At 38.2% G+C, this 12,442-nt stretch carries 13 protein-coding genes; 7 read left to right on the top strand and 6 right to left on the bottom strand.

Annotated features, from left to right (window positions below; all coding sequences use genetic code 11):
• Window positions 1-166 precede the first annotated feature (166 nt).
• From ACXVYO_RS03690 to gerPF, 7 genes are all read left to right on the top strand, one after another.
• Window positions 167-346 carry an aspartyl-phosphate phosphatase Spo0E family protein gene (locus tag ACXVYO_RS03690; RefSeq protein ID WP_000462840.1) on the top strand — a complete coding sequence of 60 codons (180 nt, stop codon included), beginning with the start codon at window positions 167-169 and terminating at the stop codon, window positions 344-346.
• A gap of 96 nt (window positions 347-442) precedes the next feature.
• The gene (gene gerPA / locus ACXVYO_RS03685; protein ID WP_001111187.1) at window positions 443-664 is read left to right on the top strand and encodes a spore germination protein GerPA; all 222 of its coding nucleotides are present in this window, start codon (window positions 443-445) and stop codon (window positions 662-664) included.
• 14 nt (window positions 665-678) lie between these two features.
• A complete protein-coding gene (gene gerPB / locus ACXVYO_RS03680; RefSeq protein ID WP_001012508.1) occupies window positions 679-885 on the top strand; it encodes a spore germination protein GerPB in 207 nt (68 codons plus the stop codon).
• A gap of 67 nt (window positions 886-952) precedes the next feature.
• Window positions 953-1,567 (top strand): spore germination protein GerPC, encoded by a 615-nt coding sequence (gerPC, locus tag ACXVYO_RS03675; RefSeq protein WP_458466063.1) that lies wholly within the window; start codon window positions 953-955, stop codon window positions 1,565-1,567.
• A gap of 6 nt (window positions 1,568-1,573) precedes the next feature.
• Window positions 1,574-1,768 carry a spore germination protein GerPD gene (gene gerPD, locus ACXVYO_RS03670; RefSeq protein WP_001052807.1) on the top strand — a complete coding sequence of 65 codons (195 nt, stop codon included), beginning with the start codon at window positions 1,574-1,576 and terminating at the stop codon, window positions 1,766-1,768.
• Window positions 1,769-1,783: 15 nt separating this feature from the next.
• Window positions 1,784-2,170: a spore germination protein GerPE gene (locus ACXVYO_RS03665; RefSeq protein WP_088095504.1), complete on the top strand. Its 387-nt coding sequence runs from the start codon at window positions 1,784-1,786 to the stop codon at window positions 2,168-2,170.
• Between the two features lie 42 nt (window positions 2,171-2,212).
• Entirely contained in the window at window positions 2,213-2,428 is a 216-nt protein-coding gene (gerPF, locus tag ACXVYO_RS03660; RefSeq protein WP_001141570.1) for a spore germination protein GerPF, read from the top strand.
• An 81-nt stretch (window positions 2,429-2,509) separates the two neighbouring features.
• Here gerPF and ACXVYO_RS03655 read toward each other — a convergent pair whose 3' ends face one another.
• From ACXVYO_RS03655 to ACXVYO_RS03630, 6 genes are all read right to left on the bottom strand, one after another.
• Window positions 2,510-2,797: an RNA polymerase alpha subunit C-terminal domain-containing protein gene (locus ACXVYO_RS03655; protein WP_458466062.1), complete on the bottom strand. Its 288-nt coding sequence runs from the start codon at window positions 2,795-2,797 to the stop codon at window positions 2,510-2,512.
• Between the two features lie 12 nt (window positions 2,798-2,809).
• Window positions 2,810-6,535, bottom strand: coding sequence for a helicase-exonuclease AddAB subunit AddA (addA, locus tag ACXVYO_RS03650; RefSeq protein ID WP_458466061.1), 3,726 nt, complete (start codon window positions 6,533-6,535; stop codon window positions 2,810-2,812).
• Complete coding sequence (gene addB / locus ACXVYO_RS03645; protein WP_458466060.1) at window positions 6,532-10,047, bottom strand: helicase-exonuclease AddAB subunit AddB; 3,516 nt, start codon at window positions 10,045-10,047, stop codon at window positions 6,532-6,534. The genes addA and addB overlap by 4 nt, the downstream gene beginning before the upstream one ends.
• 116 nt (window positions 10,048-10,163) lie before the next feature.
• Window positions 10,164-10,727, bottom strand: coding sequence for a signal peptidase I (gene lepB / locus ACXVYO_RS03640; RefSeq protein ID WP_048567025.1), 564 nt, complete (start codon window positions 10,725-10,727; stop codon window positions 10,164-10,166).
• A 56-nt stretch (window positions 10,728-10,783) separates the two neighbouring features.
• On the bottom strand, window positions 10,784-11,377 hold the full coding sequence (locus ACXVYO_RS03635) for a TVP38/TMEM64 family protein (protein WP_242242232.1): 594 nt from the start codon (window positions 11,375-11,377) through the stop codon (window positions 10,784-10,786).
• A 387-nt stretch (window positions 11,378-11,764) separates the two neighbouring features.
• The gene (locus ACXVYO_RS03630; RefSeq protein WP_458466059.1) at window positions 11,765-12,346 is read right to left on the bottom strand and encodes a competence protein ComK; all 582 of its coding nucleotides are present in this window, start codon (window positions 12,344-12,346) and stop codon (window positions 11,765-11,767) included.
• Between the last annotated feature and the right edge of the window lie 96 nt (window positions 12,347-12,442).

The raw sequence follows: 12,442 nt of genomic DNA, 5'->3' as shown, positions 1-12,442 counted from the left end.
ATTTTTACAATATTCTTCACCTATCCTATTCGTTACTCCTTTACATTTGACATAAAATGTAGAAAATTTACTTTTTTTAGCGAAAGCATTTCTTTTTTATGGAGTTTTTGTATAATATGTACTACATATATACTAAAAATTTCATTTAGAGATGGAGCCGATTTCAATGTTTGAGCAAGCGATTGAAAAAAAACGTGAAAAAATGATTTATTTTGCTGAACGCTACGGAATGACTTCTCAAAAAACAGTGGATTGTAGCCAAGAACTGGACAGGCTCTTAAATGCAATTTGGCATGTACATACGGATTTTCACCCTAATCAAACACTCGATACACACACGCAATAACGCGTGTGTTTCTTTTATTTCAAAAAAACACACATTTTATTGAAAACGCCCATACAATAGTAGAAAAGAAAATTTTAAAAACGAAAGGTGTTTTGTATGCCAGCTATGGTCGGACATATTCGTATCGTCAATATTGGATCAAGTGGTATTTTTCATATTGGAGATGTATTTGCGATTAGGCCTATTAGTTATTCACGCGCTTTTGCTGGGGCCGGTTCTTTTAATGTTGGAGATAACGTTTCTGTCTACAATTATCAAAGCGCAACGACTGTTAATGACTCCGATGTAATTGATCAAGCGATAATTGGTTCAACTTAGAGGAGGCGATTGCATTGAATTTTTACGTAAACCAAAGCATCATCATTAACAGCATTAAAATTGATAGCATTACAACCTCTTCTGTATTTCAAATTGGTACTGCTGGAAGTATTAAAGCTCTATCTAAGTTCTCTAATACTGGCGGATTTACAGAACCCCTTCGCCCATTACAGGCGAAAGGACAAATTATTTCTATCAAACCATCAACTAGTTCTTCTTAAGACATCCTTGTCATAAATATATAGCAGGAATATATTTACCCTCCCTATTGAAAAGGAGGTTTCACAAATGAATCAAGATATATATACTTACTTACACCAACTTCAGCAAGCTCTTCAAATACAACAAGCAGCCATCCTGAATTTAGAAGAACAAGTGCGTCAACTCCAAGAAGAGCTTAACGAATTAAAAAATCGCCCCTCCTCTTCTGTAGGAAAAGTGGAATACAAATTCGATCAATTAAAAGTAGAAAACTTAAATGGCACTTTAAATATTGGTTTAAACCCATTTTCAGCAAAAGGACAGCAAATTGAAGATTTCCAAGTGGATACAGAAACTTTGAAGGTCAATCCTGAGACTGACACAAATCCAGACTTTTACCAAGGGATTCTTCAAGAAATGCATCGTTACTTGGATGAAGAAGCATATAATCGAATTCTACATTTTGAACAAGAAGAGAGAACGCCGCTCGATGAAATGTATCGACAAATGATGGTTGATGACATAAAAAAACAGATGGAGCATAGACTTCCTTATTATTTAACACAAGCGCAATCATATGAAGGGATTTCAACAGATCCAGATTATTTACGAGATATTATTATTCAAGCAATGAAACATGATATCGACAAAGCTTTCCTCTCTTTTATTCAACACATACCGGGCAATTTCCGAAAGGAGTAAGTATGTATGAATCTTAACGTTGTAAATCGTGAATTAAAAGTCGGACAGATTAAAATGAACGGTGTATCGTCATCTGCACTCTTTTTAATTGGGGATGCGAATCTCCTCATTCTATCTTCTATTCTTGATACACCATTTGAAACTGTAACAGAGGGTCCGTTTGTACCGTTAGTAACAGATGTCCCTCCTACTCCAGGTTAAGGAGACTGAGAAATTATGTTACATCATGTGTCTGTTGTCCAAAATGTTTCTATTATTTCTTTAGGGATTACTGCCGTGTTTCAAGTTGGAGATGCAAATCAAATGGAGTTAAAAAGTAGGGCTCTTGCCGTCCACAGAGAAATTCCTTGTTATATAAAAGGCGAAGGTCGCTTAGATGCATTTGAAATTTTTACAGATGAACATGTCACAATCCCAAAACGAACGACAGATGTAAAATTAAACATTGTAAATGAATGTCCTTTTATTGAAGTGAATGACGTTGAATTACGAACACTCTTAAATTCTGGTTGCTTTCAAATCGGAAATGTTGATTATGCTTTCAATAACTCTCGTATTATGCAAATTCGCCAATATATCACTGATGAACCTTCCGCTCAATAATTCATATAGTAATTAAAAAGCTTAGTAAAGTAGGTGGATGGTATGCCTTCCGTTGTTGGAAATCTCGTCGTTCAAAACAGTAATGGTTCTTTTAATTTAGGGGATTTTTATAACGTGTCTCCGAAAGAAAATACGAAAGCTTATAATGGATCCGGAGCTTCCAATGTTGGATTTGTCGTGAACACTTTTAGCGGCGTTAGTGCAACAAATACGTTTGATTCTGATGTGGCCGATCAAGATCAGATCGGAACAGCGTAAAAAAAGTAGGAGATATTCTCCTACTTTTTTCTTTTATCTCATTCAAGACTATGAAAAGACTCCACTGTTTACTGCTTCATTTTATTTAAATGATAACCCGCTCTCCTCCAAAGCCTTTCTAAGCTTTGGCATAGACGCAGGCCCCATACCGTGCAGTTTTAAAATTTCTTTTTCACTATACTTTGAGAGTTCTTCTATCGTGTGAATGTCATGATGTTGCAGCGCATTTCGTGCTGGTGATGAAAGAAGTGAAAGAAATCCTGTTTTCGGTTTCTGTTCTTTCTCACAAGTTGGGCAAGTTGGACAATCGCTACTTTTATAGTATTCATGTCCATGTTCACACGTTCTTAACGTTTTTTCCGTGGCCATTTTCAAGTCCCTCTATTCTTCAATTTTTACAACATGGTTGCCATCAAAGAAATATAAGCATTTCTCTTTCACAGGATGTTGCAAGCTTTTCTCAAGTGCCTTTGCATATAAAGAAAGCTGCACTTTATATCGATCTTCTAAAATTGGTTTCGCTTGATCGAATCCGCCTGGGAACTTCCCTTCAATCGTATCTGTTTTAAAGTCGATTAACGTAATACCGTCTTCCTCTTCAATCATACAGTCGATAACCCCTTGGACAAGAATTGATTCCCCGCTCTTCCCTTGCCAATCTTGATATGCTTCTTCTGCTGCAAGCATCATTGTAAATGGTACTTCACGCTCAACGCTTTTCGCCGCTAATACTCTTTTACCTAGATCACTGTCAAAGAATGAAATCACTTTTTCAATTGCTATTTCTTCGGCTTGTTCGAATGTTAATAGTTCTTTATTAACCATGCCACTAATTTGCTCCCGAATTATTTCTTCTGTAATCGGCTTCTTCAAATCAACATGTTGCATGACAGCATGAACTGCCGTACCTCTTTCAGCGTAGGTTAGTCCTTTTTTCTCCATAAAACGAGGGCGTGTTTTAATTGGCGCACGCATTTTTTTAATAAAGGCGTTATCGCTACCTTCTTCAGATTGATAATTTCTCTTTATTTCTGTAACAGACTGCTTTGCACGATGAGATGTTGCTTCCTCATATCCGTACTTCCACATTAATCTGTCATATACTTCTTCTTTTCGTTCACTTTGCAGGGGAACAGCTTTTTTCTCACGAAGTGCTTCTAGTAATTCTTGTTTCTCTTCTTGAACCGGTTCTGGCGCGAGTAACGTACTACCGTCAACAACTTCTACTTTCCAGCTCGTGTCGTAGTCATAAATTTCACCTGGAATACTCCCTTGTCCTAATTCAAGAAGCATTTCACTATCATGATGTCTATATAATGAAGGTGCAATCCAATCTAAATAACAAGACGCTCCGGCACGTATATGATCTGGTAATAACCATTCACTATGCTCCCTCGCATCAAGCCATTTTTCCATTTCCTTATTTGCATCCTTAACTGTACCGATTAAAATTAACTTCTCTTTTGCACGCGTTAACGCTACGTATAATACGCGCATTTCTTCCGCGATTAACTCCATTTTCATTTTACGCTTAATCGCAAGCTGCGATAATGTCGTATATTTAATACGTTTACGAGGATCAATAAACTGCGAACCGAAACCGAAGTCTTTATGAAGTAAGAAGCGTTTCATTAAGTCCTGTGTATTAAAACGACGACCAAGTCCCGCTACGAATACAACTGGGAACTCTAATCCTTTACTTTTATGAATCGTCATAATACGAACGACATCTTCTTGTTCACCTAAAGCTCTCGCCGTCCCCATATCGTCACCGCGTTCTAAAATACGCTCAATAAAGCGTAAGAAGCGGAATAACCCTCTAAACGATGTTGCTTCATATTGTCTTGCGCGGTCATAAAGTACACGCAGGTTTGCTTGCCTTTGCTTTCCGGCTGGTAAACCGCCAACAAAGTCGTAATAACCTGTCTCCCCGTACACTTTCCAAATTAAATCAGAAAGTGACTGTTGACGCGCGAATTCACGCCATCCTTGTAGTAAATTATAGAACCACTCTAATTTATCATGTAGCTCTTGTTCTTCCTCAAGCGGTGCCCCTTTTAAGAATGAGCTCATTACTTCATAAAACGAACCTTTCTTCCCGTGAGCACGGAGCGTCGCAAGTTCCTCATCATTTAACCCTACGATTGGTGAACGAAGTACTGCGGCAAGCGGAATATCTTGCATCGGATTATCGATCACGCGGAATACGTTCATCATAATATTTACTTCTGTCGCTTCAAAATAACCAGTCGCAAGATCAGCGTATACTGGAATTCCTTGCAGCTTTAACTCTTCCATAATTTGCGGTGCCCACGGCATCGAGCGAAGTAAAATAACAAAATCGCGGTATTGTACAGGGCGCATACTATCCGTTTTACGATCGTACACTTCATAACCTGAATCAACCATCGCTTTAATGCGCTGCGCCATAAGACGAGCTTCAAGCTGCGCTTTTTCTACTTCCCCACCTTCTTCTCCGTCTTGCACTTCTTCTTCTGTTTGCTGAATGCATAGTAGTTCTGCCGCTACGTCTTCACCTTCTGGATAGCTAGCACCTAGCTTTAATTCAGCGTCTGCATCGTAGTCGATTTCTCCAACTTCTTCACCCATAATTTGTTTGAAAATAAAGTTCGTACCTGCTAGCACTTCATGACGACTACGGAAGTTTTTCGCTAAGTCTATCTTCATTCCGCCGCCCGATCCTTCTTGTGTGAAGCGTTTATACTTTCCTAGGAATAAACCTGGTTCTGCTAGTCGGAAACGATAAATCGACTGTTTTACGTCACCTACCATGAACAAGTTTCCTTCACTCTCAGAATCTTTCGTTACGAATTTAATAATGGATTCCTGTACGAAGTTCGTATCTTGATATTCATCGACTAGTACTTCAGCAAATTTATTACGATATTGAAGCGCTACTGCTGATGGCTTCATCTCACCATTTTCACTTTGTTCACTTAAAATTTGTAAACAGAAATGCTCTAAATCTGTGAAATCGACCATTCCTTTATCTCGCTTCATCGCTTGGAAACGCTCTGTAAATACTTTTACAAGCTGTACGAGTTTTTCTAATACAGGATGCATATCTTGAAAATCTCGTAAGAAACTTTCAGGTTTGCGGCTAAATAGCTCTTCTTGTAATTTCTTCACTTCATCTTTCGCTTTATTACGAAGAGAGTCTACTTGTTTTACAACATCTTCGTTGTAATCACTTTTCTTAATACGCTTTAACGTTTGCCACGATACGTTTTGCATCGCTTCATAAACGCTTGTCCACGATTCAAGAGCAGCTGATGATAACGTTCCGAGTAAAGCTGCATCAGCTTGCAGGGTTTCAACGCGAGGCGCTGGACCGTCAGGAAGCATTGCGAGTTCGGTCGCTTTACGAATATGCTGTTCTGCTGTTTCAAGCTGGAATTTCACATCTTCTAATAAGTAGGAAGCATACACTAAATCTTCAATTGTCTTTCCTTCCACGTCGTATGCTTCTACTAATTTATCGAGCCATTTTTCCGGATTTGGATGCGCTCTTGATTCGGTATGAAGCGCTAAAATCATACGCTGTAAGTCATCATCACTACGATCACTCGTATAACGATCAACGAGTTCAAAGAATATCGTATTATCTTCAATTCCATACTCTGCTTCTAATATGTCATCTAACACTTCTTCTTTTAATAATTCGTTTTCTGTTTGATTCGCAATGCGGAAACGAGGATCAACATCAAGCATGTAGTAGTATCCTCTAATTACTTGTAAACAAAAGGAATGGATCGTTGAAATAGAAGCCTTATTTAATAAGCTCAGCTGCTTTCTTACATGCTGAGAACCTGGCTCATCAATTAATACTTTTTCTAACGCTTCTCCAATTCTATTTTTCATCTCTTGCGCCGCTGCATTCGTAAATGTTACAACGAGCAGGCGGTCGACATCGACTGGATTTTCTTCATTTATAATCTTTTTAATAATACGTTCAACTAATACTGCTGTTTTCCCTGATCCAGCTGCTGCTGCGACTAAAATATCACGTCCGTTCGCTACAACAGCTTTCCACTGATCATCTGTCCACTGACTACCTTCTGGTTTTTCAGGCCAATTTTCAATCATTCTCCGCCAACCTCCTCTCTAATTTTCTCCATCGCTTCGCTATCTTTCATATCTTTTAGCGTACGGAATTGATTATCTTCAAGTGATTCATCGAACTGACAAACAGATTTGAAGTTACAGAACGTACATGCCGCTTTATTCCCCTTTTTGTAAGGGGCAATATCGATAACGCCTTCTGTAATGTCTTTTCCGATATTTTCAAACGTATGGTGTACGTATTTTTGCAATACGTTAAACTCTTGTTCACTTGCAATGCTCGAACGCGCACTAAAGCTACCGTCTTTTTTCAGACCAGCAGAAATAATATCAGAGCTTCCTGTTGAAAGTTTATTATCCATTAAACGAACAACGTCAGCATCGCCTAGTACGAGTCCTTTCATTTTAAATTTCTTTAAAATTTCTTTTTCGATTTCTGCTTCAGATGCGTCACCTTTCATCTCAACGATCGGGTTATGAATATGGAAGTACAGTACACCAGCTGGTGATGCCGTGCCGCCTTTTTTCATCCACGTATGTGCATTTGAAGTAACAACATCTAAATACGTTAACATTTGAAGTGCCAATCCGTAATACACTTCCGTTAAGTCTAACGCTTTTGAGCTTGATTTATAGTCAATAATACGTAGGAACGTACCACTTTCATCTTCTGCCTTATCAACACGGTCAATACGGCCAACTACTTCCATCTTCACACCATTTGGTAATGAGAATTCCATCGGCGGAAGTGATCCTGTACCGCCCATACCGAATGGCACTTCTAAATCAACTGGTACGAAACCACTTGATTTCGCGTGCTCACGAAGAATGATTGACGTACGGAAAATGATTTGTTGTAGTTTTTGTTTTAAATAGAAATGACGGTTTGAACTTAATAAAATTTGTCTTTGTAATAACGGTGCAATCTCTTCTATTACTAAAGCAGAAAGATGCTCACACTCTTTTATTGATAAATCTGCCCAAGTACGATTTTCACGTAATAGCCTGTCGGCAATTCTCTTCAGCGCTGCATGGAATAATTCCCCGATATCTGGCGCATCCAGTTTGAAAATATCACGCTCTCTTAACGATAATCCGTGCTGCGCGAAATGAGCATATGCGCAACGGTTAAATAGTTCCATACGAGAGACGCTTCCTTTTATTGTGTCTCCGTATAAATCTCTACTTACAACTGAACTTAGCTTTTGCGCACGATTTCGGTAGAATAAGCTTGATAATACGCGGCTACTTTTTTGCTTCCATTCATCTGAAGTAACGTAGAAATTATATACGTCCCACCAAAAGTCTAAATTCCCTTCAAATCCGTATCGCTTCCACGTTTGAAGTTGCTGCATTACATATGACAACGTTACTTCTGGCGTTGCTACGTATGAAATTTGTTCCGAACGGGATAAATCATTTACGTCATTCGTAATAAATGCATCTTTCACATCAGGAAACATTCTTTTTATTTTCTTAATAAAGCTAGACGCAAGTAACGTCTTTCCTTCTTCATCTGCTAGCGGACAAGAAATATATAATTTCTCAGTCGCTCTCGTTACCATTTGGTACATAACAAACTGTTCTTCTAATAAGGTTTGTCTCGTCGTTGGTGCTAATTCGATACCTGCAGCACTAAGAACATCTCGTTCTTCATCAGACAGCATACCTTCATCCATAGGTGCTGCTGGAATTACTCCTTCATTCACGCCAATGACAAATGTTGCTTTCACATTTGATAATCTAGAACGATCAATATTCGCAATTAACACTTGGTCTAATGACGGCGGAATGTTTGCGAATTGAAGCGCCTCAAGACCTGTCGACATAACGTCTGTGAACATAGAAAGTGACATTTTCTCTTCGCCAAGCATTTCAACGAACGTATCAAGAAGACTCATTACTTCTTCCCATACTTGCTCATGATCTGTCGCAAATAAGAAATCTCCGCTCTCTTCTGCACGAATACGTAATGCTTCTAGTTTTTTTGGAACGTCTAGCTCTTCTAAAAATAAGTAAACCGCTTCGCACATTTGCATAACTGTTCCCGCACGTTTCAGCCTTTTTTGCATACGAATAACAGGCGTTCTTACAACGTCGCGTAGTCGATTTATTTTCTCTTCCATTTCACGTTCACTGTCTGTAATCATCCCGTCTGTATCGTCAAGAGAACGATAGCGGCGATACATCCATGGATCTTCAGAAGTCCATCTCTTCCCTTGTACACCGTACGCTAAACAGTAGTTTTCAAACTCATCCATCTCTTCGCGCATCGTTTCTTTTCTTACGTCTAATGGATATAAAAGCTCTGTTTTTACGCAGCGAAACACTGCATCATAACGCCAATTCCCGCTAATAATCTCTAGTGCAGAACGAATACATTCTACTAGCGGATGATGTGACATCGGGCGTTTTTCATCGATGAAGTGCGGGAGATTATAATCTGTAAATAGCGTTCGCATCACATCGTAATAACTTTCTCCATTACGAAGAAGAACCGCAATATCTCGGTAACGGTAGTCTTCATCCGCCACAAGTCTACGAATTTCACGAGCAACGCCTTCTACTTCAGCTCGTAAATTCGCTGCTGTATGAATCGTTACACTTGCTTCCCCATGAAACTTTTCATTCGGACGCGCTTCATAATGCGTTTCTAAATGCGCTAATGCTTGCGAATGAAAACGTGGTTGTTCCATAAGCGGAATCGTTTTTTCAATTTCTATCTTCTCTTCACGTGCTACTTGTTTTATTTTTTCATATGTTAACGTCGTTTCATAAAATAAATCTAGTTCATTTACTGGCTGTGCTAACGTTTTTTCATCTAGTGTTAACGTGATTGTAACTCTCGCACCGCAAATCATAAGCCGTCTTACAATTTCTAGTTCTTGCGGTGAGAATGAATGAAATCCATCTATATAAATTTCAGCCCCATTTACATATTCAGATTGCGGAAGCTTTTCCACTAGCAATTGCAGGTAGTCTTCTGAATCTAAATATTTTCCAATTAAAGCACGTTCGAAATCATCATATAGTAGTTGTAAATCATACACTTTATTCGCTAATAGCTTTTGTTCGGCACTGCTACTATGTGCATCTAATTGTTGCCACATTTCATATACGTTAGATGGCGTCACGTTATAACGTTTAAACTCCGCAATCATACTCCCCAGATGTTCAAAGAAACCGTTTTGCTCCGCTGCTTTTTGGAACACTGATAATCCATCTTTACGAGACTCTACAATTTTACGAAGTAGCATATGTACGCCCGCTTCATCAATGTGAAGACGACTCGCTCCGCCAACTTCTTGCAGCACCTTCCACGCTAACCGTGAAAAACTAAAAACTTGTGCCCGAATAGAACCTCTAACATCCTCACTACCAATTAACGCCTGCTGCGTTTGGAATGTCATCTGTTCTGGCACAAGATATAATATTGTTTCCCCTCTTGGGCGCTGCTTTAACTCTTCTTGCACTTCGTGTAAACAAAGTGTACTTTTTCCACTTCCCGCTCTACCAATCACAAATCGAAGTGACATGTAACCCCACCTTTCACTTACATAACGAACGTTAGTTTGCTACTATAATTGTATTATAGGACACGAAAAAAGACAAACGGAGTAGTTTGTCTTTTACTATACTTCTACCTATTATATCAACCTTTTGAAAAGTTCGTTTGCACCTCTTGAATTGGCCAATATCGTAAATCAACTTTACCGACAACTGTATCAGCTTTTACAAATCCAAAGTGTCTACTATCCCAGCTCCCAAGGCGGTTATCACCTACTACAAAAATATATCCAGGTGGCACCGACTTTTCTTTCGTTAACTCTTCTAGTTTAAAATCACCTGTTAGTTGTCGTCCATTTATCTCTTTCTTATACGTCTCTAAATAAGGTTCATCCACGAATTGTCCGTTTATATATAGTTTATCATGCTTATATTCAATTTGATCCCCAGGTAAACCGATAATTCGTTTTACGTAGTCCTCTTTTTTATTCGCATGAAACACAACAACATCAAACCTATTCAAGTCCCCCACTTGATAACTCACCTTATTTACAACGAGCATATTGCCATCTTGCAATGTCGGCATCATTGACTTCCCCTCTACAACGTACGTCGAAAAGAAAAACGTTCGAAAAAATACAGCTAATAATACACCAATTAAAATTGTTCGTATCCACTCTATGCCTTCTTTTTTCAAAGTTTTCTTCATCCGCTTCTCCCCTTATCCTTTAATAATGAAGCTTTCCTTTACAAAGAAGACTATTCTTAATGTAGTTCTAACTTTACTTCGATTTTCTTACCGACATACCATAAAATAAAAATACCAATCACTACAATGACTGATTTCACCGGATTATGAATAAATGACATTAAATCATGACCGATATACGTTAAAATAAAAATCATCACAAGTTTTCCGAACGCGAGCGCAAGACCAAACTGTTTTACACTAATGCGAGATAAACCAGCAACAACATTTATAAGCGCGGACGGTGTAAACGGAAAACAAAATATAACGAAAATCGGCGCGAACCCTTTCCTTTCAATCCATCCCATTGCCTTTCGTACTCTCTCATGCTTATTTACAAAAGAAAAGAAACGACTTCGGCCAAAATGGCGGATTATGAAAAAGACAAGCAAGGCACCCATTACTGATCCAAGCCAGGAATAAAGAAAACCGAGCCAAAATCCAAATGCAACAGCATTCGCCAGTACAAATACGATGAGTGGCAATGCCGGAATCAACGCTTCTATCATCGGTAAACCAATACCAAGAAGTGGTCCGAACGCTTTATAACTTTCAACAATATGATCCATATTTTCTGGTGAAAAATACTCTTTGATTGTCTGAAAATCCATTCTACACTTTACCCCTTTACTCTAAGTACTACCTCTACTGTATCATTGCTTATATGAAAGAGGAAATGGTAGATACGACATATGGAGATGTAATTATTAAGTTTCCATACCTTTCATGAGAATTCCTTCATTATTATGCTATGATAATCTATCAATATTCGACAGGACGTGTCGCGATTTTGGAAGTGGTCCTTTTGTTTTGGTAGCAAATTCCTTGGTAACTGAAATTATATCGGCGATTTTCTTAATATATCGACCGTAACTCACTTTTTATCAGTGATTTTTCAAATTTATCAACCACAACTCGATTTTTATCGGCGATTTCTCGAATATATCGACTTACCGACAAAAACTGACAAACAAAAGGATGGGGGTTCCCCCATCCTCTCACACTTCGCCTTCCTTAACAAAATACACTTTCTCATATGCTGGTTTCAGTCTAGATTCTTCCGTTTTATCAATCTCTTTAAAACAAGGGCTCCCTTGTTTTTTCCTACGATTTTCATATTCAGTACGCAATTTTGCCGTACGATTTAGTTGATTTTCAAAACTACTTTTTGATATTTCTAATTTCACAGCAAAGCCATTTATAAATCTAACAATAACATTTCCGTCCTTTGACTCTTTATTACTTTCAATATAAAAATGAGACAACCAAGCGCACTCTTTTCTAGAGTATGAATAAGTAGGAAAAAAATAAAGTTGATCTGCCGGACTAATCGCAATTGGTGCTTTATGTGTAATATGAGTTAACTCTTTCGTTCCTTCTTTTCTGCCTAAGAAGCTAGAACCATGCTTGCGGCAACTTCTTTCTATAATATCTAGAGGCTTTTGAAATACGAAAAAGGAATCTTCCCTCTCAACAACTCGTGTAACAATTTTCTTCTCACTTAGAATAACAGGAAGTAAGGCCATTGTATTTTTATTTACCACATAGTTTTCAACATAACGTTCTACTTTACTTTCCATATTCTACTGTCTCCTTTTTTCCAATTATATTAGCAGCTGCATATGTAATTTTAGCATCTATGAAGAGGAAATGGTTTACAGATTCCGCTTTTTTAC

It is taken from the genome of Bacillus sp. BC08, from assembly GCF_054326875.1.
The sequence above is the reverse complement of the archived record's forward strand: the minus strand, read 5'-3'. Positions and strand labels throughout refer to the sequence as shown.